Here is a 25,677-nt window from a genome sequence, read left to right on the forward strand (position 1 = left end):
ACTTGTGATTAGTATACAGACGTACATTGCAGTTTTTAGCTATAACCCCATATTAAACATCAGGGAACAAGATAGGATTTCACTATGCAACAAGCGGTATTTGGTGGTGGATGCTTTTGGTGTGTAGAAGCAGTTTTTCTACAACTTCAGGGCGTGCAAACAGTTGTCAGTGGTTATGCAGGGGGAATTACTCAGCATCCAAGCTATGAGCAAATCTGTGAGGGAAATACCCAACATGCAGAAGTCATTCAGATCAATTTTGATGACAGCCAAATCAGTTTTAGCCAATTGCTAGATGTATTTTTCGCAACTCACGATCCCACTACGCTGAACCGTCAAGGCAATGATGTCGGTACACAGTATCGCTCAGTGATTTTCTATCAGGACGACTCACAAAAGCAAATCGCTGAACAACGTATTGAAGAGTTAAAAGCAGAAGGCATCAATATCGTGACTGAACTCAGTCCAATGCCGACCTTCTACCCTGCCGAAGAATATCATCAGAACTTCTTTGCACGTAACCCAAACCAAGGCTACTGTAATTTTTCAATACCACCTAAACTCATGAAATTACGTAGCAAATTTCAAGAGCTACTCAAATCTGAGTGATCTAATTAAACAGCATCTATTTTCAAAATAGAGACATAAAAAAAAGCGACATTTCAGTCGCTTTTTTTTAGCTATCTTTACTCAGTGCTTAGTTATCACTGGCAAAGGCGATATCGCTGAGTCCGGCTCCACTCGCACGCGACATCACTTGCGCAACTGTGTCATAACGTGATTCTTTATCGGCTTTTAATACCAATGCAGGTTTACGCTCTTGCTGACCAGCTGTATTTAGACGACTTTCTAAATCTTCGAGCGTGACAATATCACCATTCCAAGCGATATCACCCGCTGAGTTAATGCTGATGGTTACGCTTTCAGGCGGCAGATCAATCACTTCTGCAGTCGTTTGTGGCAAGGTTAATGGAATTGATGGGTTGGCAACAGTCGCAGTCACCAAGAAGATGATCATCAATACCAACATAATATCGATGAGCGGAATGAGGTTCATCTCATTCATGCCAGCATCGTTGTCTTCACCCAATTGAAAAGCCATTAAGCTTGACCTCCAGCTAAACTTTGCTGTGCAGTTTTCACGTCTTCTTTCTTCGCAGCAGAATCTTGTTGCAACATCGTGTCAATCAATAAACCATGTGCTTGATCTTGCAATTCATTCGACAGTGTACGGTTAAAACGAACACAGATGTTATAAGCCAATACCGCAGGAATCGCCACAGCCAAACCAAGACCGGTCATGATCAAAGCTTCACCGACTGGAGTTGCCACTTGCGCTAAACCCGCTTGACCGCTTTTACCCACTGCTACAAGGGCATGGAAAATACCCCATACTGTACCGAACAAACCTACGAACGGTGCAATTGAAGCAATCGTACCCAATACAGATACGCCTTTTTCAGCATTGGATTTTTCTACCGAAATTTGACGTAGTAATGCTTGTTCAGCCACAGCCTTACGTTGTTCAAAAGCCAAAGGAGCAAATTTCGCTTTCAGTTTGCTTAGTGCATCTGCAAGGTGGTTATACGCCACTTGCTTGAGCTGACGTGTGCCCATAATACGAAGAACGAAGATCGTCCAAGTCGCAATCGACATTGCAAGTAACACGAAATACAGTGTTTTGCTGACTGCATCTGCATGTTGCCAATAAACTGAAAAGTTCATATTCGAACTCCTAATGGGTTAGCCGGAATCTTAATTAAGTTTAAAGTTAAATGGTTGATCAACTCGCGTCGGAGTTGCCACACCATTATCAATATATTTGGATAAACGCGCACGCTTCACTGCTGCAGTCACTTTACGGTTCACAGCAGCGCCACAAGTCGAGTTTTTAATCGTTGCTGATTCGATTTTACCTTCAGCACTTGCTGCAATCGCAACTTCAACTGTACACGACGCTTTTAATTCACCATCTTCAAATTGAACATTCGGTTTCTTAATCCAACTGACACCATTACCAATGCTGACTGTTTTAGGTGTCGGTGGCGCAGGTGGTGCTGGAGGCGCAGGTGGTGGTGCAACAGGTGCCGGAGGTGTTGGTTCAACACGAACGACTTTCGTTTCAGACACCACAGTTGAAACAACAGGTGTTGGTGGTACGTTTTTGACCGCTTCAACAGTTGGTTTCGGCGCATCTTTCTTTTTCACCTGTTCCACTTTTTCCACTTTCTTCGGTGGTGGTGGTAACGGCTTATCTACAATTTTAACTTCTTTTGGCTTTGGTGGCTCTTTCTTCGGTTCTGGTTTTGGCTTCGGAGGTTCAGGTTTCTTCTCTTCAACAATCTTCACAAAACGAACTTTAATCGGATCTTTTTCGATCGGTTTAAGTTCTGGTGCTTTCATATTGCTGACCGCCCACAATACCCCCATATGCCCTACCACAACAGCAAGAAGCGCAGTAATGATTTTCTTTTTCATCGGGTTAGGTGATTGCATCATTGGAGCGGGAGATTGACTCATTAAACTCAGTTACCTTGAAGAAGCGATTGCATTTATTTTGTCAAAAATACAATCATGCTCATCGGTTAGCACAATTAAAGTACGGCAATAATAAATGAGAAGTGTTTTCATTTGCAACTATTAATTCGTCAGTTTTAATGACTTTTTTTAATCATAATATAAAAAAGGCATACCTAAAGTATGCCCTTTTATTCAAAAATTCATCTCGTTTTATTGAAATACAACAGTTTTATTACCATCGACAATAATACGATCTTCAAGATGCCATTTGACTGCACGTGCGAGCACATTACGTTCTACGTCCTGACCTAACTCACGCAATTGTTCAACAGTAAAGTCGTGGCTTACACGCTCTACGTCTTGCTCAATAATCGGCCCTTGGTCAAGATCAGCAGTCACATAGTGCGCTGTCGCACCAATCAACTTCACACCTTTTTCATGCGCTTGTTTATATGGGTTCGCACCAACAAAGGCTGGGAGGAATGAATGGTGAATGTTGATCACTTTCATTTCCCATTTTTGAACAAATTCTTCGTCTAAAATTTGCATATAACGAGCAAGAACCAATAAATCATTGCCTTGCATCAATTGATCAATTTGCTCATAAGCTTCACGTTTGTTTTCTTTGTTCACAGGAACAACTTCAAACGGAATACCGAAATTTTCTACAGATTCACGTAAAGCCTCGTGATTAGACACGACTTTGGTGATTTCACATGGCAAACCACCACGTGCATGACGCCATAACAGTTCAAGCAAAGCATGGTCAACTTTAGACACCAAGATACCGACTTTCTTCACATCACTGACTAAAGCTAAACGCCAGTGCATGTTGTAACGCTCAGCAACATTGCTCGCAAATGTTTGAGTTAGACTTTCTTTACGGCTTTGTAGATTGTCCAATTCGAACTCAACACGCATGAAGTATCGCCCCCCTTGAGCTTCAGTCGCGTATTGATCAAGTGCGGTAATATTTGCTCCCTGATGATACAAAAAGCTCGATACAGCTTGCACAATCCCTGGTTTATCTTCACAGGTAATGAGTAAGCGTGCTGTGTTAGCGGTCGACATATTCATGTTGGTTTATATCACTAATCAGTTAAATTGAAAAAAGAGCCGAGTATTCTAACGCTTTTTAAAGCCAGACTAAATAGTCTTATTCAGTAACCTGATGCTTTGCGTTTGAAAGACTTGCAAATAAGTCCGACGGCCCTAAAGTTTCGAGCAGTCGCTCATAGGTTTCACGGCTTTCACCACGTAGATATGCGCCTTCTAAGAACACCATTTGTCGCAGTGCTTGCCACACCCACTTTTCTTCCAAAGTGTTGGAGTCAGTAATATGGCCCGACATATAAAGGAAGTTGGTCCAGTTGGTCAGCACGATCCACAAGTTAATGGTTAAGGCCTCAATTTCAGAATCAGTCATCTGCATTAAGCCTGCATCAACAAAGGCACGATAAATTTTCTGCCCTTGTTGCATGACTTGACCAGCAAAACGTGGATACATTTTGCGGAAATCTTCATTATTTTCGACCAAGTGATAAACATCACGATGTAAAAAGCGATAAGCCCATAATTGACTACTTAGCACTTGGAAATAGCGAATTTTATCATTGGCATCAAGCTGACGATCATCAGGAAGCGCTAACATTTCTAGCGTTTCATGCTGATATTGCTCCATTAACTCCTTAATAATTTCACTTTTATTTCGGAAATGGTAATACAAGTTACCTGGGCTCATTCCCAGTTCAGCAGCAATATGATTGGTTGTCACTGAACGCTCGCCACGCTCATTAAACAACTGCAAACTCAGCTGCAAAATACGTTCTTTCGTTTTTAAGGTTTTGGTGTGAGACATCCTAAAACAACCATTTATTTCAAAGCATTAGAACACTAACACATAAAGTAACTTGACTATTTAGAGTATTTGCTCTAAAAATTAATTAATCGCTAATTTGGATATGGTCGTGCGACATGAATAGTCAGACAAAAACAACTTCAATGACACCACATTCTTTTGATCACCAGCATCTCAACAATATGTTGGAACAGCAGAAACAAGCGTATTTACGTTACCCATTGCCTACAGCGAAGGAACGTATTGACCGTTTGGCTCGGCTTAAGCGTATCTTAGTTAAGTATCAAGATCAATTTGCTGATGCAATTAATCAAGACTATGGTAACCGTTCTATTGGTGAAACCAAGATTGGTGAGTTACTTACATGTCTGGAACACATCAAATATTATAGCAAGCATTTGACAGACTGGATGAAACCATCCAAACGCCATGTCGGAATTATTCACCAACCTGCAAAAGCATGGGTGCAATATCAACCGCTTGGTGTCGTCGGCATTATTACGCCATGGAACTACCCTCTGCTTCTTTCTATAGGCCCACTGATTTGTGCTTTGGCTGCGGGCAACCATGCCATGATCAAAATTTCGAGTGCCTCTGCGGCATTCGGTGATGTGCTAGAAAAAGCTCTCGCAGAAGCATTTCCTCAAGAATTGGTCGCAGTCGTCAACGGTGGTGGCCCAATTTCAGATGCGTTTAGTCACCTTGCCTTCGACAAAATGATTTTTACTGGCTCGACCAATGTCGGTAAAACTGTCATGGCGGCAGCGTCTGAAAACTTAGTTCCTGTGATTTTAGAATTAGGCGGAAAGTCACCTGTATTGGTTCATCCGTCTATTGACCTTGCAGATGTCGCACAGCGTCTTGCTGTTGGTAAACTTTGGAATGCAGGTCAAACTTGTGTTGCACCTGACTATGTGTTCTTGCCTCGTGGTAAAACGGCTGAATTTTTAGATCACTATAAAGTGTGCGTTGAAGCCATGTACCCAAGTATTGCCCATAATCAGGACTACACCTCGATTATTAATGACAAGCAGTACAACCGCCTACAAGGTTATTTAGAAGATGCGCGTGATCAAGGCGCACAAATCATCAGTTTTAACCCACAAAATGAAGATGTGGACGCTGTACGTAAAATTGCACCGACTGTTTTAACGGGTGTCACTCCAGACATGCAAATTATGCAGCATGAAATCTTCGGTCCGATCCTTCCGATCATGGAATATGATCAAATTGACGAGGTTATTGCTTTTATTAATAGCCGTCCTCGTCCACTTGCTTTATACTATTTCGACTTTGATCAGGCACGTGCCGACTATGTCGCAACACGTACCCATTCAGGACATTTCGGACAAAACACGGTATTAACCCATGTTGCTCAAGATGACCTGCCGTTTGGCGGTGTGGGGGCTTCGGGTATGGGGAAATATCATGGTCCAGAAGGTTTCTTCAGTTTGTCGCATGAACGCTCGGTGATGTCGAATCCAAAACTCTATAGTTTGAAATTCATTCTTCCACCGTTCAATAAGCCGATCCACAAACTGATTTCGAAGACACTTCTTCGATAAACGATCAAGGCATGAACGATCACACTAGGTGATCGTTCGTTTTATGCAAAATCGCTTGTCTTTTAAGCGCATTTTTGATATAAAACGCCCCTTGAATGAATTCAATGTTTTTTTTGACTGGCCATACAGATTTGCTGTTGGCTAAATCAATGGAGTTACACCATGTCTAAGGTTTGCCAAGTTACCGGCAAGCGTCCAGTCGTTGGTAACAACGTCTCACACGCCAACAACAAAACTAAACGCCGGTTCGAGCCGAACCTGCATCACCACCGTTTTTGGTTAGAAAGCGAAAAACGTTTCGTACGTCTTCGTCTAACTACTAAAGGTATGCGTATTATCGACAAATTGGGCATCGAAAAGGTTGTTGCTGACCTACGTGCTCAAGGTCAAAAGATCTAAGGAGCTACGAACATGCGTGATAAAATTCGCCTAGTTTCTTCTGCTGGTACAGGTTATTTCTACACTACCACTAAGAACAAACGTACTATGCCGGAAAAAATGGAAATCAAAAAATTTGATCCAAAAATCCGTCAACACGTAATCTTCAAAGAAGCTAAAATCAAATAATTTTAGTTTTTTGAAAAAAACGACCTGCTTAGGTCGTTTTTTTTTGCATTTTTTTTATTCGAATTGCTAAACTTTCAAAATGCTTTTTGGCACTTTTTGTGCTTGTCTTTTTTACCCTTAACTTAGGCTTAAGGAGTTTTTAGTGCCTCATGATGTAGAACTCATAATATTACTTGCTGTTGGCTTTGGTTTTGCCTTAATTTTTGGCTATATTGCTGCACGCCTGCGACTTCCTCCCCTCATCGGCTATCTGATTGCCGGTATCATTATTAGCCCAAACACACCTGGGGTAGTTGGCGACATTCATCTCGCTAACCAATTGGCCGAACTCGGTGTCATGTTCCTGATGTTTGGCGTGGGTATGCACTTTTCACTCAATGATTTGATGCAAGTCCGTCGTATTGCCCTTCCCGGTGCCATTTTACAAATTGCAGTGGCGACCTTACTCGGTATGGGAATTTCCATGCTTTGGGGCTGGAGCATGGGCTCAGCCTTAGTGTTTGGCTTAAGTTTGTCGTGTGCAAGTACTGTCGTTCTACTCAAAGCCTTAGGTGATCGCGGCTTACTCAACTCCGTCAATGGTAAAATTGCCGTGGGTTGGCTCTTGGTTGAAGACTTGGTGATGGTTTTGGTCCTCGTCCTTCTGCCTGCTACTGCTGTACTGCTTGGCGGTCAACCGCTCACAGCAGGCAGTGCCGATGAAAATATTTGGCTGACCTTAGGTCTAACTTTACTCAAAGTTGCTGGCTTTATTGCCTTCATGCTGATCATTGGTAAACGCTTAGTGCCAATGATTATGCAAGTGGTTGCACGCTTAGGCTCACGTGAATTATTCACGCTCACTGTGGTTGCAGCAGCCGTGTCTATTGCCTTTGGTGCCTACAAGGTATTTGGTGTATCCATGGCACTGGGCGCATTTTTTGCCGGCATGGTAGTCAAAGAATCTGACTTTAGCCACCGTGCAGAAGAAGAAACGCTTCCGCTTCGTGAAATTTTTTCGATCCTGTTCTTCGTCTCCGTCGGCATGCTGTTTGATCCACGGATCTTGATTGAACAACCGCTTCACGTCTTAGCTGTGGTCGGTATTATCATGATTGGTAAGACCATAGCTGCAATGGCATTGGTGTTGTTCTTCCGCTACCCCATCAATACCGCATTAACCGTTGGGGCAAGTTTGGCGCAAATTGGTGAGTTCTCATTTATTTTGGCGACTTTAGGTGTATCTCTAAACCTCCTTTCTATGGAAGGACAAAACCTGATACTGGCAGGTGCTTTAATCTCGATTACGCTCAACTCATTTGTATTTTCAGCCATCGAGCCTATGCAGCGACTCATCCGTGAGCGCTCGAATTTGGCTCGTTTACTGGAACGTAGTAGTGACCCATTGGCCATGTTGCCGGATGAGGTCTCACAGGATTATCTACGTGATCAGGTGGTACTGATTGGTCATGGTGAAGTCGGTCGTCGCATTACCCGTGAATTAATGAATGAAAACATTAAAGTGGTTATTGCTGAAGAAAACCGTGAAATCGTGGAAAACTTACGGGAAAAAGGCATCGCTGCGGTATCTGGTGTAGCAACAGAACCCGGCGTTTTAATTCAAGCCCATATTCAACACGCACGCCTTTTGGTCATTTCACCTATGGATATTTTAGATATTCATAAAATTGTCGACATTGCCAAAATGCTGAATCCGTCTATCCAAGTATTGGTTTGTGCAGAAAGCAAAGAAGAAGCTGAAGTCATTCGTCGTGACAATGTCGGTGAGGTTTATTATGCCAAAGAGGAAATGGCGAAAAATATGAGCAATCATATTTTAAATCAAATTCAAATTGCCCACCACCAAACACCGACACACTAAGATGTCTAATTAAGCGATTATGGGCGATACAAAAAAGGCGATGCATTTAAGCATAGCCTTTTTTTAAACTAATAAAATTCAGTATTTTTAAAATTACAAATAATTGAATTTAAAAAATATATTGCTAAAATTAGCACCAAACAAAGCATCATTTTAAAAACTTCAAACAAGATACGAGATAAACATGTTCATTCTCTATTTAGGCTTTGCCATTATTTTAATTGGCGGTCTGGGCTTTCTCATCGCTGCATTTAAAACCAGTATTTTGTGGGGTCTAGGCTGTCTATTGTTTTATCCCATTTCCATCGTCTTTCTGATTTTGTATTGGCAAAATGCCAAAAATCCATTTTTCTTACAGCTCATCGGGGTGTTCATTGTATTTTTAGGTTCGATGCTGATCTCACCTGCTGAACTGGGCAAAATCTAAGTGCCATTTTGGGTATAAAAAAAACGCACCGAAAGGTGCGTTTTCCTCATCATGATCCGCAAAGTCAGCAGCTATATGATTAGCTCATATATTTAGGCTTTTCATCGACCACTTCAGCATGCCATTCATCCACTTGTTTTTCTAACAAACCAAACAGTGCAGCCTGAATCATTTGCTGAGCGATCACATTCATTTGATCGCCCAAAATATTGCGCAATTCTTCATTGAATTGGATAGTCACCAAAGGTTCTTTTTCTGAGCCTGCATTACGCAATGCCAACTCACCACCTTCCAATTGAACCAGCTCTAAAATCGCTTCCTGGTTCCCAAAGAGTTCTTTCAACTGTTCTATAGACATATATCCCTCCATGCGCAACATGGTGACAAAGGCATCTGCACTTTGTATTACTTAGATAATCTTATATCGGGTTAAATGAATTTATTTCAAGTACCAATAGTCCGATTAGAACTCCACCATCTCGTTACGAAATCCATCAATCAATTGAGTTAGATCACGATGCCATTCACGCAAAATAGCGGTATCAGGCAACCATGCTTGTGGTGTTTGAGTGACTTTAATAATTAAATTTGAAGACGTTTCATCTTCTGGCTCTGGTGCAGACGGTTCAGGTGCATACTGACACATACGATGTGCGCGTTTCAGCTCTGCAATAAAACCCTGCTTGGCTAATTGCTGCATAACAGTCACTTCAGGTGATACCTGACCTTTTTCAGCCATCAGTGTTTCAATCGACTTTAACGTGGGTGCAGGATCATTTAAACGATAGTAACGCACCAACTCTTGTAAAAACGCAAGTACTGCACCATGTAAATGAAAAACCGCTGCTTCGCGATAAGCCTGAGCTTGTTGAACATGATCGGTCTGCTCGGCTTGCTGACATGCAAGACGGGTAAAATATAATTTTTGATTGGTACGATCAGCATGAAAGCGAGCAACACGAGACATGAACAATTCCCTAAATTTTGGCGTTTTTCTACATGAATAAGCTTAAACGGATTTTTAGGAAATTCACAATAAATATTATGGATGATCGATTTCAATTAAATAAATGTCACGCTTTGCGGGAACAGGCATATCCCAATGGATCATCCTGATATTTTCCAGACGCCAAGCCCAGTACCCTGCTGCCCAATAGGTCGCCTGCGCTTGCTCTACCTCTGTTTCAGTCCATGCATGAACGTCATATACATCGACCATCGCCACTGCACGTCCAATATCTTCATCTCCGCTTTCATGTAAGTAGCGTTGATTTTCCACGATCACTAAATCTTTTAAAGGCAAATGTTCGGGCTGCCATGAGCGAACTTCAAGCGTTTTAAGCCCACACGCAATGTTCGAACCAGATGGCGCAACAATCGACAAAGCCGAGTAGCGTTTTTTCATAGATCACCGATAAAAAAAGGAGCGTTACGCTCCTTTTTGAATTTATGCTTTAGGCTTATCTTCAGCCGCTTTTACGCGAATACCCGCACCTTTGACTTTCAAAGTATTCAGGCCTTTAATCGCTTTTACAGCTTCACGACCATTTGGCATTTCAACAAAACCAAACCCTTTCGATTTACCTGTGCTTGCATCCATAACAACAACAGCAGACTCTACTGCGCCAAATGGTTTAAACAGTTCAACCAATTCTGCTTCAGTAACTGAACGCTCTAAGTTACGTACTAAAATTTTCATTCAATCTTCCAAATAGACAGCATCATCAAAAAGCATTTGTCTATTTTGCTTTTTAACTTGCGTGTAAATCACGTCAAAAATCTATTTTAATCGAGATCGATACCAAAATCTAAATTAATCGATTTTCTTTCGATTAAGGCACTTTTTACGGTTTGCTGACGGGTTTTATAGTGTGTTTCCAAACTACATAAATTTCGAGTTAAATCATTCATAAAGTAACTTTCTACTTTACGCCCTTGCTCATCGACAGTTTCACGTGCCCAGTGGTTCAAGTTTTGCTTAGTCAAAATTAGTTCATTTTGCGCACGTGTCAGCGCCACATATAACACGCGACGTTCTTCTTCCACTTCATCGAAATTACCCTGAGCACGTGCATGTGGATATTGCCCTGGTGTGACATTCGCCACATAACAGACTTTTTGCTCCGTTCCTTTTGCCGAATGAATGGTAATTAACGTCACGACATCACTGTCAGATTGGCGTTCAATTTCAGAAATGGAAACTGGATCAAGGACATATTCTTCTAAGAATTCACTCAACTGCGTATGTTTAGATGCCAGTTGTTTCACCAGATCGAAATCACCGACACGGCGGTTCCAATCTTTTTTATAGTTTTCTTCCAGCTGCTCAGAAATCGCTTGAACAGCCAAACTTACACATTCTTTGACCTGATCTTTCAGCACTGACATTTGCTTCATCATCAGAATCGCTTGGTCAGGTACTTTGCCAAATTTTTCCAACTTGGTTGCAATGGCTTGCATTTCTGGCTCAAGTAAAATCTGCTGCGATAACTTACTCGCACCGACATCACCCACACCATTCCACAAGGTTAAAAAGCGCATCCACGCGATATCATCTAAAGGATTGGCCACTACACGCAGCACACTGAGCAAGTCTTTTACATGGGCTGTTTCAAGTAATTTCATTCCGCCGATAAAGCGATACGGCACGTTTGCGGCAATACAGGCTGCTTCAATATGACGAGCAGCAAAGCTTGAACGTACAAGCACCATATGATCCGACCATTTGCTGCCTTCGAGGTAATGACGCTCTTTGATGTCGATGGCAATCCATTTCGCTTCATCAAACTCATTCGGGAAAATATGCATTTTCGGCTTAATCCCTTCCCCACGATAGGCATCTAGGCGTTTGTCATATTTAATTTCGCTTTCATCCAACAACCAATTCGACAGGTCTAAAATTTCTTGGGTTGAACGATAATTTTTTTCGAGTTTGAAAATTTGTGCGTCGGGTACCCGCTCTTTGAAATGATGAATATTTTCAAAGTCTGCACCACGGAAACCGTAAATGGACTGTGCATCATCGCCGACACAGAACAAGCTGACACGTTCCTTTAGTGGCTCAAGTAACGCCCATTGCAGCGGATTGGTATCCTGCATTTCATCAACCAACATGTGGCGACAAATCGAAGCAACATAATCGACCAATCCATCTGATTCCGCTAAGGCTTTTGCCACAATCGCCAAGATATCGTCATAATCTAAAAAACTACGCGCACGTTTACGAGCTTCGTATTCTTTCATGATATCCGCGATTTGATCTTTCAACGCAAAGTACTCAGGCATTTGCTTTTCCATGGCAATGCTGAGTTTTTGACGCGTATTCCGCGCAAAGGAATACAGATCACAGAGTTCTTTCGGCTTGGGCAAGTGGTTGGGGTTTTTCTTATCATCACGACCACGAATCAGGCGGAACATCATGAGTTGATCATCACGATCAATAATCGAAAACTGTTCTAGACCAAACGCTTTTGGAATACGCCGCAATAGGAACATGCAAAAGGTATGAAAGGTTGATGCGCGTAACCCTTTGGCTTGCTCACCTAGAGCCAGCTCCACACGAGCGACAATTTCACTGGCCGCACGGCGAGTAAAAGTCAAAATTTGAATTTGATTGGCAGGCACGCCTTGATCAATTAAATAAGCTGCACGCGCTACGATGGTTTTGGTTTTACCACAACCTGCTCCTGCCAAAACCAAGCTATGCTGTGCTTCTGTTGTTGCGGCTTGTTTTTGTTGAGGATTTAATTCATCAATCAGGTTGGCTAAACTCATGGTGTCTCATCGTGCTATGTGAATTGGTAGTTTAACAGAGCTACCCTAAATTCACAGCGTAGACGACTACAAAGTGACAACGTTTGACGTTACATTTTTAAACACCATCAAATAAATAAAAAAAACATTTTTATTTAATAACTTACTCACTCTTAATCTACTTGTAAACATGTATTCTTCTAGGTACATTTGATCATTCATTAAAAATATTGAATAAAAAGACTGAATAAAAAATCTGCACACTTTTTGCATAACGAAAGCATCAAAAATAAAGGGATTGATTCATGCTATTTCGCTTAAAACCAGAAACACTCTTACTCCTATCCTGTTCACTATTCTTTACCCAAATCAATCATGCAGAAGAAGAGAAAATATTACCTCCAATGACCAGTACAGAATGCTTACAAGACATCAACTTTACTGCCAAATTTTTACTGGAGAATGATGCTGGGATTCGTGCAAAGAATTGGACGGACTATCCTAAAAATATTCAAAAAACTTTAGATGAACAAAAACTGAAAGCTAATTCAGTAACCAATGTGAAAGAGTGTATTGACATTACCAAGCCTTTCCTAAAAGCAATTAGAAAAGGTCATATTGAGTTGAATGCCATATCCATGTCTGACTATGTTCAAAAAATCTCTACCCAACAAAAAGATGATTTAGTTATTACAAAAAAATTATCGAATTTAACAAGTTATATCCTTATTCCATCTTTTGGGATTTCAATTAAAGATCAACTCGAAAGAATCATCAAAAATAATCAAGATGGTATTTTAAATGCGCAATACTTGATTTTAGATTTACGTAAAAATGCAGGTGGTGTTGACCACTCAGCAGAACCTTTATTTAAATTACTCGGGGAAGCTGATTATTGGACAGAAATGCCACAGGTTTATACTTCCCAAGCCAATATACACGCCTATAAAGAATTGCAAAGAATATACCCAGATCCTAAGTTCAAACATGAATTAGATCAAATCATTAAAAAAATGGAGAAAAAAAAGGATAGTTGGGTCTATATGGGAGTAGAAAAATCATTAGATGTTGAAAAAATTACCAAGAAAGATGTACTCGCAACGCCAAAAAAAGTTGTCGTTTTAACTGATGAATATTGCGGAAGCTCTGGTGAAGAGTTCGTTAAATCAGTAAAGCAAAACCCACGCGTTGTGACCATAGGTAGAAATACTTATGGGGCATTAGACGCATCTAATCTAAGAGATACTAAAACTCCTTCTACAAAATTATCACTATGGTACGCAACAACCTATGTCAATCGTCGCGCAGGACAAGAAATTGATAATATTGGTATTGCACCTAATATTCGCCTCCCTAAACCGAAAAATCAAACTGAATACGATGCAGAAGTCAAATTGGCACAGCACTATTTAGAAAATCGCTTATGGAAGTAACACTTTTCAGAACCGATCTATCTTAAGAGGAGTCGGTTCTGATCTTTTGCATATTGAATTGATGAGATCTGTACAACTTTTTTCTAAGTATGTTTCGGCATTTTTTAATGCATCTTCCAACTTACAATCTGGTGGATTAATCCCAACAATCTGTGTGAAACCCAAATCATAGAATTCTGTTATCCCTTCACCCACTAGACCAGCAAAGGCGATCACGGGTTTATTAAACTTTTTTGCAACCTGTGCCACACCAAATGGTGTTTTACCGAACTTAGTTTGATGATCAATTTTCCCTTCACCTGTCAGCACATAATCTGCCTGTGCTATTTTTTCCTTCAACTGACTTTGTTCAATGACCAATTCCACACCTGATCGCATTGATGCACCTGCAAAAGCCATCAGCCCAAAACCTAGTCCACCTGCAGCGCCTGCACCTGCGATATCACGTAAAGCACAATCCAGTGTCGCTTCAACCACATCGGCATAATGACTGAGGTTCTGATCTAACTGACGCACCATCTCCTGCGTTGCGCCTTTTTGCGGGCCAAAGATATGGGATGCGCCATGATCACCACATAGTGGATTAATGACATCGCTGGCAATGATGATCTCTGTTTGCGCTAAACGTGAGTCGAGCTGTGTCAAATCAAGACTATTAATTTGATCCAGATAACCACCACAAACTGCTATTTCCAAGCCATTTTCATCTAAAAATTGTGCCCCCAAGGCCTGTGCCATACCTGCACCGCCATCATTCGTCACACTCCCGCCTAAGCCAATGATAATTTTACTTACTCCGAAGTCTAGAGCAGCCTGAATCATTTCGCCCGTACCATAAGTTGACGTCAGTAAAGGATTTCGCTTAGCCATATCGACAAGATGAATTCCATTGGCTTTTGCCATTTCAATCACTGCGGTTTTTCCACCGTCAATCAAACCGAAATACGTCGTCACACGTTGATTGGGCAAAGGACCTGTAAGCGCTATCGGCACTTTTTGACCGTGGCAAGCACTGAGTAACGCATCCACAGTTCCTTCACCGCCATCTGCCATTGGCACAGCGATGACATTTGCATCAGGTATGAGCTTTAAAATTGTACGTTGCATCGCATCACAGGCTTGTTGAGCACTCATACTTTCTTTAAATGAATCGGGCGCAAGAACAAAAGTGGTCATCTAAATGCTCAAAATAAAACTTGTCCTCAACCATAACGGTTTTAAAATAGCAGGTATATCTAAAAACATCAGAAAGGCTCGAAATGTCACGAATCAACCTAGGTCAGTCTGCACCTGAGCTATATAAAAAAGTCGCAGAGCTTGATGCACTGGCAATGCAAAAAATAAATGAAGCTGGCCTGAGTGAAGGATTAGCTCATTTACTCAAATTACGTGCATCCCAAATCAACGAATGTGCCTTCTGTATTCGCATGCATGCGCAAGATGCACTTAAAACAGGTGAAAGCATTGAACGCATTAGCCTACTCAATGCATGGCGTGAAACTGCGTACTACGATGAAAAAGAACGTGCGGCTTTAAGCTTGATCGAAGCGATTACATTGATTGCCGAAGGCCAAGTTCCCGATGCCGTCTATGAAGATGCCCTGCCATTTTTAACGGATGATCAAATCAGTGCGATTGAATGGCTTGCGATTGTCATTAACACATGGAATCGTATCGCCATTAGTAGCCGCTATAGCGTAAAACCTTAACGGGTTGTACACATTAAAACTGAATAAAAAAAGAGTGCCTCAGCACTCTTTTTTATTTATTAGTTCAGCAAGCAGCTTACTGCTCTGCCGAGCTTTTCGGTACTTCACGTCGAATATAAGAAGCCAAAGTAAGGTAGTTGACCCCTTGGAATAAAATATCAACCGCCAAGAATAATCCTAATACCCAAAATGGCGCATCAGGCGACATCAAAATGATCACACCAGTAATCAAGGTCAATAGCCCTGAAAATAGTGTCCATCCCCAACCTTGAAATGCTCGAAATAGCACAGCATTAAAGATACGAATGACCCCTGCAATGATCAAAATAATCGCCAACAAATTGGTCAGGACAATGGCCGTTTTGACAGGCGTTGTAAATGCATAATAGCCTGCGACCAAATACAGCACACCAAATAGTGCCCAGAACCAGCGGTAACCGCCTTCAAAAATTTTAAATGCTGCGATGAAGTGGATTACTCCACCTAACATCATCAGCACACCAAAAATATAAATCACCGTAAGTGTCGCAAATGGCAAAGCTGCCAAAAGGACCAATCCGAAGACCACCAATAAAGCACCCAAACCGAGATACCACTTACGGTTTTCATGGAGCTGACTGCGAATTAAATCGTTGCCTACTGTTCTCATGTTTTTTCTCAAGTTATTCGTTATTCAATGGATTATGCAACTTTATGATGAAGAAAAATGAAAGAAAAGTCCAAATCTTATCCACACTGCTGACTTAGACTGTGGATAAGATAGGTTTTATCCACATTATTTTTTCCATCCCACTTCAATCGCTGTGACGTCATTCACCACAGTATCAGCTAAATCTTCAGGCATTTTACTTTGCGTCTGTGAGGTAGGAATATGCCCTGCCATCAGTTCAGCTTTGCTTTGTGGAAACAAAGGCTGCCGTTGGGGTTCTGCATAACCGACAGGAAAAATCGGCTGACCTGTAGCCAAATCATACTTATCAGTTGCACCAAAAGCGTGTAATAACTCATGGGCTAAAACGATTTTATTCTGCGCTGTCTGTTTATTCGATGCAAATAAATTCACCGATCCAATTCGACCATTTTCCAAAGCTGTGGAATGTTTAAGTTCTTTGGTTTGAGTCGGATCGTAATAATTTAAAAATAGCGTGACACTCGAAACTCCATCTACATTTTCATGGTGCTGCCAAGCATAGTAGCGGAATTTCAAACTCCATAAGATAACGTCCAACATACCGGCGTCATTGGGTACTTTGGGAGGTAAAACTTTCAGCTCGCGACCTAACTTAAAATACAGATAAGTCGGTTGCCCTCGGTATTTCTGTGCTGTCGCTTGTAAATATTGTTGAACATCGTTTAAATCATTGACAGATAGCTGCTGTATATAAGCTTGTGTGCTCTCTCGACCATCTGCATTAATTGGATGTAACAATACAAAGATCGGTTTACTCCAGTCTTGATTTTTGTCTTTATAGGCATTGACTGCGACAACCAATAAAATCAGCAATAAGCACAGTACCCGAATTTTTTTCCACATGTTAAATCGTACTCTGCTTTTTTATCTTTCTTAAATACATTTGACTCATTTCTATTTTTGTTTCAAATAAATTTAGCGTTTTAATTAGTCCAGATAATTTTGCTCGACCGTAGTTTCTAGAATCAAAGTCAGGTTTGACTGCGCTGATATATTGCCCAACCATACTTAAATTGGCCCATCCATTTTCATCCGCATTATCTTTCACAGCTTTATAAATCAAATTTAAAGTGGGTTTATCAATGATTTCAGTGATTGTATTCTCTTTAATCTGCACAGATGGCTTTGGTTCACTTACTTTTGTATTTTCAATGACTTCTTTAATTGGTGAATTAATAAGATCTTCTTCAGTATTTTTTAGCTCATTATCTTGCAGTAAGTTTTCAACATAAATAAATTTATCACATGCTTTTTTAAATGCCTCTGGCGTCGACTTTTTTCCAAAACCGTAAACACTTAGCCCATTTTCACGAATTCTAGATGCTAAAGGGGTAAAATCACTGTCGCTTGAAACAATACAAAAGCCATCCAATGCACCTGCGTACAGCAAATCCATCGCATCAATGATCAAAATCATATCCGTTGCATCTTTGCCCTTTGTGTAAGCAAACTGCTGAACAGGTGTGATGGCATGAGGAAGTAAGACTTCACGCCAATTTTTTAAGGTTTCGCTGCTCCAATCTCCATAAACTCGTTTAACACTTGCGATTCCATATTTTGCAACTTCTTCCAACACAAATGGAATAGCATTGATTGATGAGTTATCCGCATCTATGAGTACAGCAAACTTTTTCGTTTGAATTTCCACTATTCCCCCAATCATTTTTATCATTTAAATTTTGATTAATTCTGACATAAAAAATGCCGACCGAAGTCAGCATTTTATTGATTTTAAAGCTTAAGCCTCAACCCACTTACCGTCTTGGTACACCAAAGACCATTTGGTTTGTTTTCCTTCAGCATTTTCAGAACCAATATATTGCGCTTGGTTCTTACGGCTGAATTTCACTAATGTTGGGTTTCCTTCAGGATCGACATCTGGTGCTTGTAAGATGAACTGATATTTCGCATCCAACTGATCTGCAACAGAACGTAGTTCCGCGACTTTAGGCGCACGAGTTTCACGAACTTTCGGGAACTTACTTGCAGCTAAGAATAAACCTGCTGCGCCATCACGAAGAACAAAGAAGTCATCATGTTTGGTTGAACGTAAGTGCTCCATTTTAATTGGATCTACACGTGGAGGTGCAGGCTGACCGCTCTTCAACACTTTACGTGTATTGTCACAGCTATTACATGCAAAGTAAGGACCGAAACGGCCTGTCTTCAATTGCATTTCGCCATCACATTTGTCGCACGGAATGGTTGGACCATCATAACCTTTGATTTTGAACTCACCTTCTTCAAGCTCAAAACCAGCACAGTCTGGGTTATTACCACAGATATGCAACTTACGCCCACCATCAATCACATAGCTATCCATGGCTGTTTCACAGATTGGACAGCGTTTTTTCGACATTAAATCTGCTGTTTCTGCCGAATCATCGTCAGACAGTGCAGCCAATGATTCTACAGGTGTCAGGTTCAAAGTTCCCTTACAACGCTCTTTTGGCGGTAAGTTATAACCTGAACAACCCAAGAACACGCCTGTAGTCCCTGTACGAATCTGCATCGGACGATCACATTCTTTACAGTGCACAGCATCCACTTCTACAGGTAAATTACGGCGCATGCCATTTTCACCCTGAGCTGTGGTTAAGCGTGTTTTAAAATCACCGTAGAAGCTATTGAGTAACTCTTTCCAGTTACGATCACCATCGGCGACTTTATCCAGCTGACCTTCAAGGTCTGCCGTGAATGCATAGTTCATCAAGTTATTGAAGTTTTCATCGAGACGGTCTGTCACGATTTCACCCATTTTCTCGGCGAACAAACGACGGTTATCAAGCTTCACATAACCACGGTCTTGAATGGTTGAGATAATCGCAGCATACGTCGAAGGACGACCAATCCCTTTTTTCTCAAGCTCTTTGACCAATGATGCTTCAGTGAAGCGTGCAGGTGGTTTAGTAAAGTGCTGCGATGGATCTAATTTTTCAAGTTTCAGTACTTCACCGACTTTTACAGCAGGTAGCAGTACATCATCATCGGATTTGTTTTGACCACGCACTTTGGTAAAACCATCAAAGACCAATGTACGGCCTTTGGCTTTGAGTTCGACGCCATTGGCATTGACTAAAATCGTTGATGATAAATATTCTGCAGGGGTCATTTGACACGCAACGAACTGACGCCAAATCAAGTCATAAAGACGCTGTGCATCACGCTCTACACCCACCAAACTATCGCCTTTTAGCGCGACATTTGATGGACGAATCGCTTCATGGGCTTCTTGCGCACCAGCTTTATTGCCATAGCGATTTGGTTTAGCCGGTAAATATTTTTGACCAAACTCAGTTTCAATATGACCACGAACCATATTTACAGCGTCATCACTCAAGAATGTTGAGTCTGTACGCATGTAGGTAATAAAGCCGGCTTCATATAAACGCTGTGCCAACATCATGGTTTTCTTCACAGAAAAACCTAAACGTGTACTTGCTGCTTGTTGCAGTGTAGACGTGATGTATGGTGCACTTGGATTAACCTTGGTTGGTTTATCTTCACGAGCTGAAACTGTGTAGTCGGCATCTTTAATCAGGTTCAATAAAGCATCCGTTTCAGCTTTATTGTGTAGTTTTAAAGTCTTGCCATTTTGCTTCACTGCTTCTAAGCGGATATCGTCTTTCTTCGACTTGGTATCTGCAAAAACTTGCCAAAATTCTTCTGGAATGAAGGCACGAATTTCACGTTCACGCTCAACCACAAGTTTAACAGCCACTGATTGCACACGACCTGCCGATAGACCACGGGCGATTTTTTCCCATAAGAGTGGCGAGATCATAAAGCCCACTATACGGTCAAGGAAACGACGGGCTTGCTGAGCATTCACTTTATCTGTATCGAGGCGAGAAGGATGTTTAAACGCTTCTTGGATGGCATTTTTGGTAATTTCGTTGAACACCACACGTTGATAACGTGAGTCGTCACCGCCAATGACTTCTTTTAAATGCCAAGCAATTGCTTCTCCTTCCCTATCCATATCCGTTGCGAGATAGACCTCGTCAACTTGCGATGCAAGCTTTTTCAGTTCTGCAACAACATGTTCTTTACCCGGTAGGACTTCGTACTGTGCCTTCCAGTCATTTTCAGGGTCTACGCCCATACGATTAACCAAAGCTTTTTGTGCTTTTTTGGCTTTTTCAGCTTCAGTTAATTTTGCACGAGTTACTGGCTTTTTCTCTGCTGTTTTCGCAGAGCCGCCTGTAGGTAAATCACGGACATGACCCACCGATGATTTTACGATGTAATCAGAGCCCAAATATTTATTGATTGTTTTCGCTTTTGCAGGCGATTCCACAATCACTAACGCACGCTTTTTCCCAGCATCGGCAGATTTTGCTGTGGTACTTTTAGATGTGGACCGAGGAGCGTTCGCCATAGTTAACCATCATTCCTGTTTAATAGGTTTTTTAAAATTTAAAGTTCAGCCAATGAATGTAAAAATGCTTTCATATCATCAAGCTGTGTGGCCCTTAAGTCAGATTCTTCGTTCCAATAGAGTCCTACACAGTTTGCCTGCATATCAATAGCATAAATGCCCTTTAATGTAATGGCTAAATCCTTGAACTTGTCATCACCATGCACCAGTTCAAGTTTGTCATCGACCACTAAAGCACGCATTAAAGGCAAACGCGCATCTGGAATCAGCACACTGTAATACGCCACCATACTGGCACGTTTTTCAGAAGCCATTGGAATCTTGGTCCAAGCAGGTGCAGCCACTAAACGTGGATGCAACCCCATCTTACGCGCCTTCTCACGCATAATACCCAAGGCTTTTTCTCTAGGATTTACTCGAAGTCCAAAAATCGACCCAAGTACAAAGACCACAATAAAAACGGTAACCCAGATTCCAGTATTTTCCATAGCACAACCTTTATATTCCTTTATTAGAGTTGCATAAGCGCAATATAAAACGCAAGTTCACTCGATAAAATTAATTCAGGAACATCTCGTGGCTATACAGCACTTCGTGACCATTCCAATAGATATATCCTTTTTCGATCAACTCTTTAAGTAATAATCGAACGTCAGATTGTGGGAACATTTGCTCCAATAAATCACGTAAGGCATAGATATCTTTTGGTTTATCTGACTTTAATTCATGCAATTTTCGGATCACTTCCATTTGCACAGGGTCAATTTTATTAAAATTTTTAAACAAGCCTTGCTGTGCAGCCTGAATCATCGACGCCGTATCATCAGTATTTGAGGTTTGATCTTCGAGTGAAGCAGTAAATGCATTCAGGTCTGTTTTGATGGACAATGCTGTTTCAGCAGTCGCATTTAAATCTAGCTGCACCCATTGTTTGAGTACTTTTTTTCGAATCGAAATCTGCTCATCAAAGCGTTTGACGATGTTTAGATTGATCAACATACCGACCAAATGCTGAGCTTTTTCGCTAGAGACTTGCAAAATATTCATCAGCGAATTTTTCAGTTTATCCAAACTGTTGGGTTTGCCACTGAGTTTTTCCAGACCATCACAATAGTGTTTAATCAGTAATAAATCAGGTTTATTCCGAATGGTTTCAAGGTCAGGAATTTTATATTTCACTTTATGTGAAGCTTCTTGTTCTGACTGAATTTGAATGAGATGTGCGCTGAGTCCAGAGCCGTCCAATTGTTCCATCAGTAATTCAATATCAGGCATCGCTGAAATCACTTCAATATGCGCATCTGGATCCATCAAGGCCATCAGTTGCCCCACAATCACCGCATATTCAAATTCTTTTTGCGGCGTTTCTGGAATATCCAAAACCACCAATTGGCCACTCGTGATCCACCCTGCAATTTCAGTTAAGTCTTCAAGTGCATATTCAAATTTTCCATTGCAGCTAAACACATACAAAGTACTGTAATGTTCAATGATATTGCGCAATAGATTTGCTGTGGGCGGGTTATTTTCCAAATCTAGCAGGACAACTTTTTGACTCATGAGATGAAATAATGGGTTTCGATCAGCAGATGCGGTGCATTAGACCTGTCACGCTGCAAAAGGTCAAATAAAATTACACCAATCCACAGCTTTGGCGCTGATTCGTCATCTGCCTGTCATTCAAAATCGACATTAATAATGCGGTGGGCGGTTGGTCATCGGGTCAAATGCCGCGATGCCTTCAGATAAATCTGCCGATTCAATACGACGATACAACATCTGCATTTGTTTCTTTAAATCAGCGATTTCGGCGTTTTGACGCGCAACTTGATCATTCAGTTGATCAACTAAATCATCTAAAAATGCAATTCGGACTTGCAAATCTTCAATGGGTGCGGAAAATGACGCCTGTTCATCAAGATTTTGTTGTGTAGTCAATTTACACTCCTCATATAAGATTTCAGGAAACATTATGGCCTATATTACTTTAAGGGACGTCCAGCTTGCGTTTGGCGGACCTTCCCTACTCGACGGCGCGAACTTCAGTTTAGAGCGTGGCGAACGAGTGTGTTTAATCGGTCGTAATGGTGAAGGTAAGTCTACTTTACTTAAACTGATTGAGGGAACTTTATTGCCAGACGGCGGTGAAGTTTCATTGCAAAATGGCATTACCATTTCAATGCTTGCGCAAGATGTCCCCATGGATTCGGGCAAAGTCGCTGATATTGTAGCCGATGGTGCTGGTGAAGCTGCAACTGTTCTACGTGCTTATCATGAAGCCAGCGATGCCTGCGTACTCGGCGATATGGACGCCTGTGAGCGCATGGGCAACCTACAACATCAGATGGATCAAATGGATGGCTGGTCACTTGAAACTAAAGTGAATGCTATCCTCAGTAAAATGGGCCTAGACCCAGAAGCTGACCTTGCAGATTTGTCTGGTGGTCGTAAGCGTCGTGTTTTATTGGCACGTGCTCTCTTAACGCAGCCCGATGTATTGCTACTCGACGAACCGACCAACCATTTGGACGTTGAAAGTATTGAATGGCTCGAAAAATTCTTACTCGATCAAAATAACTTAACCCTGTTGTTTATTTCGCATGACCGTTCATTTGTCGACAATATTGCGACTCGTATTGTGGAACTTGACCGCGGCATTTTGCGTAGCTATGAAGGTAACTATTCACGTTACCTCGAACTCAAAGCTCAGCAAATGGAAGCGGAAGAAAAGCAAAATGCGCTATTCGATAAAAAACTCGCTGAAGAAGAAGTGTGGATTCGTCAGGGCATTAAAGCGCGTCGTACCCGTAACGAAGGTCGTGTTCGTGCTCTAAAAGCGTTGCGTGAAGAGTCTAAGGCGCGTCGTTCACAACAAGGCAAAGTGAGCATGGCAACGCAAGATGCGCAGCGCTCAGGTAAAGTGGTCTTTGAAATTGAAAACTTGGCTGTGCAATTTGGCAACAGCGCGCCAATCATCAAAGACTTCTCGGCACTGGTTTTACGTGGTGACCGTATCGGTTTGGTCGGTGACAACGGTGTGGGTAAAACCACCCTCATTAAAGCTATTTTGGGTGAGCAAGAACATACTGGTACTGTGAAAACAGGTACACAACTTGAAGTTGCTTACTTTGATCAGCTTCGAAATGCACTTGATCTTGAAAAATCAGTGAAAGATAACGTCTCTGAAGGCTCAGACCATGTCGATGTCAATGGTAGCCGTCGTCACATCTACAGTTATTTACAAGACTTCTTATTCTCTCCAGAACGCGCACGTACACCGGTTAAAGCACTGTCTGGGGGTGAGCGTAACCGTATTCTGTTGGCGAAACTGCTACTAAAACCATCGAACCTTATCGTGATGGACGAACCGACCAACGACTTGGATATGGTGACGCTTGAACTATTAGAAGAAATGCTCAGCGCTTACAAAGGCACACTGTTACTGATTTCGCATGACCGTGCATTTATGGACAACGTGGTGACTTCGACTTGGGTCTTTGATGGTAAAGGTCAAATCGATGAATACATCGGCGGTTACCAAGACTATTTGGAACAACGTCCTGACCAAACTGTTGTGGATCAAAAAAGCGATGTGAAAAAAGCCATGGCTAAAGCCGAAGCAGCGGCTGCCGCTGCGGTGCCTAAAAAAGTCAAGCTCAGCTATAAAGACCAACGTGCCCTAGAACAACTGCCAACTGAAATTGAAGCATTGGAACAAGAGCAAGCTGAATTGTCTGAAAAATTAGCCGACGGTTCTTGGTTTATGACTGACGCCGATGCTGCCACCAAAGCATCACAGCGTCTTGCTGAAATTGATGACGAAATGCTAGAAAAAATGGAACGTTTAGATGAGCTAGAAACGCTCGCTAAAGGCTAAGTCCACAAATATTCCACACAGAAAAAGCCGTATTTCGATACGGCTTTTTTTATGTCATATGACTCGACTGGATGGCTAACCTAAATGACGCTGTTTCAAATTGGAGCATCCAGCGTCTGTAAAGACGATTCCGCTAATGTGAAAAGCTTGCTATGGTGACGCTCAACATTAGATTGAGTCACGAACATGCAAATTTCAGATCAAATTGTTTTGGTTACAGGAGGCGCACGTGGCCTCGGTTTGGCAATTAGCCAAACTTTAATAGCTGAAGGCGCACGCGTGGTCGTGAACTATCTATCCAGTCAAACTGCAGCAGAACTGTTGGCGACCGAATTTCCTCAGCAAGTGTTTGCCTATCAAGCAGATGTCACCGATAAAGCTCAAGTAGAACAGCTTTTTGCCGCAGCAGACGCACATTTTGGTACCGCAATCACCTCTGTCGTAAATAATGCCCTCATCCATTTTCAATTTAATGGCGATGCCCGCCCTAAAATGGAAGAACTGACTGCACAGCACTTACAGCAACAGTTTGATGGAGCAGTCGTCGCTGCACTCAACACCACGCAAGCGGCGCTTCCCAAGATGAAAGCACAGGGTTTTGGTCGCATTGTGAATATTGGTACCAATCTGGTACAAAACCCTGTCGTGCCTTACCACGACTACACTGCAGCAAAAGCGGCACTTTTGGCCTTCACTCGCACAGCGGCGCATGAGCTGGGTGAGTTTGGGATTAATGTGAATATGCTTTCAGGTGGCTTATTACAAAGCACCGATGCCAGTAAAGCGACGCCCGATGCCGTGTTTGATTTAATTGCGGCATCGACACCTTTACGCACAGTGACCACGCCTGAAGAATTTGCTGCGGCCATCATGATGTTCTTGTCCCCTTACTCACGTGCAGTCACCGGGCAGAATTTGATTGTCGATGGCGGTTTAGTCAAAGGTTAAGTCTGATGCAGCATGAGGTTGAACTTTCTCTTTCAATTCAGCTTCATGCTAAACTGAACCCTATTTTTTAATCTTTGATTTAGCCCT

At 41.8% G+C, this 25,677-nt stretch carries 28 protein-coding genes; 10 read left to right on the forward strand and 18 right to left on the reverse strand.

The window, feature by feature from the left end; genetic code table 11:
* The first annotated feature begins 84 nt into the window (after positions 1–84).
* Entirely contained in the window at positions 85–609 is a 525-nt protein-coding gene (gene msrA / locus B1202_RS06070; protein WP_078189685.1) for a peptide-methionine (S)-S-oxide reductase MsrA, read from the forward strand.
* Positions 610–697: 88 nt separating this feature from the next.
* On the opposite strand, the gene B1202_RS06075 is transcribed toward msrA, so the two are convergent.
* The 5 genes from B1202_RS06075 to B1202_RS06095 all read right to left on the reverse strand — a co-directional run bounded on the left by B1202_RS06075 (position 698) and on the right by B1202_RS06095 (position 4,378).
* The gene (locus B1202_RS06075; RefSeq protein WP_078189686.1) at positions 698–1,102 is read right to left on the reverse strand and encodes an ExbD/TolR family protein; all 405 of its coding nucleotides are present in this window, start codon (positions 1,100–1,102) and stop codon (positions 698–700) included.
* Positions 1,102–1,725 (reverse strand): MotA/TolQ/ExbB proton channel family protein, encoded by a 624-nt coding sequence (locus B1202_RS06080; RefSeq protein WP_078189687.1) that lies wholly within the window; start codon positions 1,723–1,725, stop codon positions 1,102–1,104. Before B1202_RS06080 ends, B1202_RS06075 begins: the two co-directional genes overlap by 1 nt.
* A gap of 30 nt (positions 1,726–1,755) precedes the next feature.
* Positions 1,756–2,520 carry a TonB family protein gene (locus B1202_RS06085; protein ID WP_078189688.1) on the reverse strand — a complete coding sequence of 255 codons (765 nt, stop codon included), beginning with the start codon at positions 2,518–2,520 and terminating at the stop codon, positions 1,756–1,758.
* 210 nt (positions 2,521–2,730) lie between these two features.
* Positions 2,731–3,597 (reverse strand): formyltetrahydrofolate deformylase, encoded by an 867-nt coding sequence (purU, locus tag B1202_RS06090; protein ID WP_078189689.1) that lies wholly within the window; start codon positions 3,595–3,597, stop codon positions 2,731–2,733.
* A gap of 79 nt (positions 3,598–3,676) precedes the next feature.
* A complete protein-coding gene (locus B1202_RS06095; protein ID WP_078189690.1) occupies positions 3,677–4,378 on the reverse strand; it encodes a TetR/AcrR family transcriptional regulator in 702 nt (233 codons plus the stop codon).
* A 116-nt stretch (positions 4,379–4,494) separates the two neighbouring features.
* Between B1202_RS06095 and B1202_RS06100 the strand changes: the two genes are divergently transcribed.
* The 5 genes from B1202_RS06100 (at position 4,495) to B1202_RS06120 (ending at position 8,798) form a co-directional block, all read left to right on the forward strand.
* Positions 4,495–5,943: a coniferyl aldehyde dehydrogenase gene (locus B1202_RS06100; RefSeq protein WP_078189691.1), complete on the forward strand. Its 1,449-nt coding sequence runs from the start codon at positions 4,495–4,497 to the stop codon at positions 5,941–5,943.
* A gap of 162 nt (positions 5,944–6,105) precedes the next feature.
* Positions 6,106–6,342: a 50S ribosomal protein L28 gene (gene rpmB, locus B1202_RS06105; protein ID WP_000048256.1), complete on the forward strand. Its 237-nt coding sequence runs from the start codon at positions 6,106–6,108 to the stop codon at positions 6,340–6,342.
* Between the two features lie 12 nt (positions 6,343–6,354).
* The gene (gene rpmG / locus B1202_RS06110) at positions 6,355–6,510 is read left to right on the forward strand and encodes a 50S ribosomal protein L33 (protein ID WP_001205031.1); all 156 of its coding nucleotides are present in this window, start codon (positions 6,355–6,357) and stop codon (positions 6,508–6,510) included.
* Positions 6,511–6,652: 142 nt separating this feature from the next.
* Positions 6,653–8,371: a cation:proton antiporter gene (locus B1202_RS06115; protein WP_078189692.1), complete on the forward strand. Its 1,719-nt coding sequence runs from the start codon at positions 6,653–6,655 to the stop codon at positions 8,369–8,371.
* 184 nt (positions 8,372–8,555) lie between these two features.
* Entirely contained in the window at positions 8,556–8,798 is a 243-nt protein-coding gene (locus B1202_RS06120; RefSeq protein WP_078189693.1) for a hypothetical protein, read from the forward strand.
* A gap of 79 nt (positions 8,799–8,877) precedes the next feature.
* Here B1202_RS06120 and B1202_RS06125 read toward each other — a convergent pair whose 3' ends face one another.
* The 5 genes from B1202_RS06125 to B1202_RS06145 form a co-directional block, all read right to left on the reverse strand.
* Complete coding sequence (locus B1202_RS06125; RefSeq protein ID WP_078189694.1) at positions 8,878–9,156, reverse strand: hypothetical protein; 279 nt, start codon at positions 9,154–9,156, stop codon at positions 8,878–8,880.
* A 105-nt stretch (positions 9,157–9,261) separates the two neighbouring features.
* Positions 9,262–9,765: a DUF6586 family protein gene (locus tag B1202_RS06130; RefSeq protein ID WP_078189695.1), complete on the reverse strand. Its 504-nt coding sequence runs from the start codon at positions 9,763–9,765 to the stop codon at positions 9,262–9,264.
* A gap of 75 nt (positions 9,766–9,840) precedes the next feature.
* The gene (locus B1202_RS06135) at positions 9,841–10,203 is read right to left on the reverse strand and encodes an ASCH domain-containing protein (RefSeq protein WP_078189696.1); all 363 of its coding nucleotides are present in this window, start codon (positions 10,201–10,203) and stop codon (positions 9,841–9,843) included.
* A gap of 42 nt (positions 10,204–10,245) precedes the next feature.
* Complete coding sequence (locus B1202_RS06140; RefSeq protein WP_078189697.1) at positions 10,246–10,497, reverse strand: RNA recognition motif domain-containing protein; 252 nt, start codon at positions 10,495–10,497, stop codon at positions 10,246–10,248.
* Positions 10,498–10,583: 86 nt separating this feature from the next.
* The gene (locus B1202_RS06145; RefSeq protein ID WP_078189698.1) at positions 10,584–12,572 is read right to left on the reverse strand and encodes an ATP-dependent helicase; all 1,989 of its coding nucleotides are present in this window, start codon (positions 12,570–12,572) and stop codon (positions 10,584–10,586) included.
* Positions 12,573–12,856: 284 nt separating this feature from the next.
* Between B1202_RS06145 and B1202_RS06150 the strand changes: the two genes are divergently transcribed.
* Positions 12,857–13,984, forward strand: a complete 1,128-nt coding sequence (locus B1202_RS06150; protein WP_078189699.1) for a S41 family peptidase — start codon at positions 12,857–12,859, stop codon at positions 13,982–13,984.
* 6 nt (positions 13,985–13,990) lie between these two features.
* Here the strand turns inward: B1202_RS06150 and B1202_RS06155 are convergent, their stop codons facing one another.
* Positions 13,991–15,160, reverse strand: a complete 1,170-nt coding sequence (locus B1202_RS06155; RefSeq protein ID WP_078189700.1) for a glycerate kinase — start codon at positions 15,158–15,160, stop codon at positions 13,991–13,993.
* A gap of 83 nt (positions 15,161–15,243) precedes the next feature.
* Here B1202_RS06155 and B1202_RS06160 point away from each other — a divergent pair, with 83 nt between their 5' ends.
* A complete protein-coding gene (locus B1202_RS06160; protein ID WP_067763790.1) occupies positions 15,244–15,693 on the forward strand; it encodes a carboxymuconolactone decarboxylase family protein in 450 nt (149 codons plus the stop codon).
* 76 nt (positions 15,694–15,769) lie between these two features.
* Here B1202_RS06160 and B1202_RS06165 read toward each other — a convergent pair whose 3' ends face one another.
* The 7 genes from B1202_RS06165 to B1202_RS06195 all read right to left on the reverse strand — a co-directional run bounded on the left by B1202_RS06165 (position 15,770) and on the right by B1202_RS06195 (position 22,703).
* Positions 15,770–16,342, reverse strand: a complete 573-nt coding sequence (locus B1202_RS06165; protein WP_078189701.1) for an HdeD family acid-resistance protein — start codon at positions 16,340–16,342, stop codon at positions 15,770–15,772.
* A gap of 126 nt (positions 16,343–16,468) precedes the next feature.
* Positions 16,469–17,227 (reverse strand): hypothetical protein, encoded by a 759-nt coding sequence (locus B1202_RS06170; RefSeq protein WP_078189702.1) that lies wholly within the window; start codon positions 17,225–17,227, stop codon positions 16,469–16,471.
* Between the two features lies 1 nt (position 17,228).
* Complete coding sequence (locus tag B1202_RS06175) at positions 17,229–18,032, reverse strand: NYN domain-containing protein (protein ID WP_078189703.1); 804 nt, start codon at positions 18,030–18,032, stop codon at positions 17,229–17,231.
* Positions 18,033–18,122: 90 nt separating this feature from the next.
* Complete coding sequence (gene topA, locus B1202_RS06180; RefSeq protein ID WP_078189704.1) at positions 18,123–20,765, reverse strand: type I DNA topoisomerase; 2,643 nt, start codon at positions 20,763–20,765, stop codon at positions 18,123–18,125.
* Positions 20,766–20,803: 38 nt separating this feature from the next.
* Positions 20,804–21,253: a hypothetical protein gene (locus tag B1202_RS06185; protein WP_078189705.1), complete on the reverse strand. Its 450-nt coding sequence runs from the start codon at positions 21,251–21,253 to the stop codon at positions 20,804–20,806.
* 70 nt (positions 21,254–21,323) lie between these two features.
* Positions 21,324–22,325 carry a hypothetical protein gene (locus B1202_RS06190; RefSeq protein ID WP_078189706.1) on the reverse strand — a complete coding sequence of 334 codons (1,002 nt, stop codon included), beginning with the start codon at positions 22,323–22,325 and terminating at the stop codon, positions 21,324–21,326.
* Positions 22,326–22,457: 132 nt separating this feature from the next.
* Entirely contained in the window at positions 22,458–22,703 is a 246-nt protein-coding gene (locus B1202_RS06195) for a SlyX family protein (protein WP_078189840.1), read from the reverse strand.
* 34 nt (positions 22,704–22,737) lie between these two features.
* Between B1202_RS06195 and abc-f the strand changes: the two genes are divergently transcribed.
* The gene (gene abc-f, locus B1202_RS06200) at positions 22,738–24,642 is read left to right on the forward strand and encodes a ribosomal protection-like ABC-F family protein (protein WP_078189707.1); all 1,905 of its coding nucleotides are present in this window, start codon (positions 22,738–22,740) and stop codon (positions 24,640–24,642) included.
* A gap of 186 nt (positions 24,643–24,828) precedes the next feature.
* Positions 24,829–25,590, forward strand: coding sequence for a 3-oxoacyl-ACP reductase (locus tag B1202_RS06205; RefSeq protein WP_078189708.1), 762 nt, complete (start codon positions 24,829–24,831; stop codon positions 25,588–25,590).
* The last annotated feature ends 87 nt before the right edge of the window (positions 25,591–25,677 follow it).

It is taken from the genome of Acinetobacter amyesii, from assembly GCF_002018365.1.
Lineage (GTDB): Bacteria > Pseudomonadota > Gammaproteobacteria > Pseudomonadales > Moraxellaceae > Acinetobacter > Acinetobacter amyesii.

Coding starts and splice junctions, on each gene's coding strand:
- msrA (WP_078189685.1), top strand. CDS start 85: ATGCAACAAGCGGTATTTGGTGGTGGATGCTTTTGGTGTGTAGAAGCA.
- B1202_RS06075 (WP_078189686.1), bottom strand. CDS start 1,102: ATGGCTTTTCAATTGGGTGAAGACAACGATGCTGGCATGAATGAGATG.
- B1202_RS06080 (WP_078189687.1), bottom strand. CDS start 1,725: ATGAACTTTTCAGTTTATTGGCAACATGCAGATGCAGTCAGCAAAACA.
- B1202_RS06085 (WP_078189688.1), bottom strand. CDS start 2,520: ATGAGTCAATCTCCCGCTCCAATGATGCAATCACCTAACCCGATGAAA.
- purU (WP_078189689.1), bottom strand. CDS start 3,597: ATGAATATGTCGACCGCTAACACAGCACGCTTACTCATTACCTGTGAA.
- B1202_RS06095 (WP_078189690.1), bottom strand. CDS start 4,378: ATGTCTCACACCAAAACCTTAAAAACGAAAGAACGTATTTTGCAGCTG.
- B1202_RS06100 (WP_078189691.1), top strand. CDS start 4,495: ATGAATAGTCAGACAAAAACAACTTCAATGACACCACATTCTTTTGAT.
- rpmB (WP_000048256.1), top strand. CDS start 6,106: ATGTCTAAGGTTTGCCAAGTTACCGGCAAGCGTCCAGTCGTTGGTAAC.
- rpmG (WP_001205031.1), top strand. CDS start 6,355: ATGCGTGATAAAATTCGCCTAGTTTCTTCTGCTGGTACAGGTTATTTC.
- B1202_RS06120 (WP_078189693.1), top strand. CDS start 8,556: ATGTTCATTCTCTATTTAGGCTTTGCCATTATTTTAATTGGCGGTCTG.
- B1202_RS06125 (WP_078189694.1), bottom strand. CDS start 9,156: ATGTCTATAGAACAGTTGAAAGAACTCTTTGGGAACCAGGAAGCGATT.
- B1202_RS06130 (WP_078189695.1), bottom strand. CDS start 9,765: ATGTCTCGTGTTGCTCGCTTTCATGCTGATCGTACCAATCAAAAATTA.
- B1202_RS06135 (WP_078189696.1), bottom strand. CDS start 10,203: ATGAAAAAACGCTACTCGGCTTTGTCGATTGTTGCGCCATCTGGTTCG.
- B1202_RS06140 (WP_078189697.1), bottom strand. CDS start 10,497: ATGAAAATTTTAGTACGTAACTTAGAGCGTTCAGTTACTGAAGCAGAA.
- B1202_RS06145 (WP_078189698.1), bottom strand. CDS start 12,572: ATGAGTTTAGCCAACCTGATTGATGAATTAAATCCTCAACAAAAACAA.
- B1202_RS06150 (WP_078189699.1), top strand. CDS start 12,857: ATGCTATTTCGCTTAAAACCAGAAACACTCTTACTCCTATCCTGTTCA.
- B1202_RS06155 (WP_078189700.1), bottom strand. CDS start 15,160: ATGACCACTTTTGTTCTTGCGCCCGATTCATTTAAAGAAAGTATGAGT.
- B1202_RS06160 (WP_067763790.1), top strand. CDS start 15,244: ATGTCACGAATCAACCTAGGTCAGTCTGCACCTGAGCTATATAAAAAA.
- B1202_RS06165 (WP_078189701.1), bottom strand. CDS start 16,342: ATGAGAACAGTAGGCAACGATTTAATTCGCAGTCAGCTCCATGAAAAC.
- B1202_RS06170 (WP_078189702.1), bottom strand. CDS start 17,227: ATGTGGAAAAAAATTCGGGTACTGTGCTTATTGCTGATTTTATTGGTT.
- topA (WP_078189704.1), bottom strand. CDS start 20,765: ATGGCGAACGCTCCTCGGTCCACATCTAAAAGTACCACAGCAAAATCT.
- B1202_RS06185 (WP_078189705.1), bottom strand. CDS start 21,253: ATGGAAAATACTGGAATCTGGGTTACCGTTTTTATTGTGGTCTTTGTA.
- B1202_RS06190 (WP_078189706.1), bottom strand. CDS start 22,325: ATGAGTCAAAAAGTTGTCCTGCTAGATTTGGAAAATAACCCGCCCACA.
- abc-f (WP_078189707.1), top strand. CDS start 22,738: ATGGCCTATATTACTTTAAGGGACGTCCAGCTTGCGTTTGGCGGACCT.
- B1202_RS06205 (WP_078189708.1), top strand. CDS start 24,829: ATGCAAATTTCAGATCAAATTGTTTTGGTTACAGGAGGCGCACGTGGC.